The 226-nt window shown below is 33.2% G+C and carries 1 pseudogene; it reads left to right on the top strand.

Going from position 1 to position 226, the window contains the following annotated elements:
* Nucleotides 1-226 (top strand): annotated as a pseudogene (locus tag ACRHOC_RS15435) (SIMPL domain-containing protein); the annotation flags it as partial.

Below are 226 nucleotides of genomic sequence, written 5' to 3'. Positions count from 1 at the left end.
ATAGTGCAGTTAAAACAAATCAAAGGAACAAGCAACTATATGCGAGTAATGGGAACTATATAGGTGAAGGGTTTGTTGGTTATGAATTAAGGCAAACTTTACAGATAGAATCTAAAGAAGTCGGTAAGATTGTAAGGATATCACGTGAAATAACGGAATTACTGAATCAAGGTGATCAGTTCTATTCAGAATCTCCTAGTTACTATTATAGCAAATTAGCAGATTT

Source organism: Winogradskyella poriferorum, from assembly GCF_050618035.1.
GTDB lineage: Bacteria > Bacteroidota > Bacteroidia > Flavobacteriales > Flavobacteriaceae > Winogradskyella > Winogradskyella poriferorum_A.
Note: the sequence above shows the minus strand (reverse complement) of the source record. Positions and strands in the feature narration are given on the sequence as shown.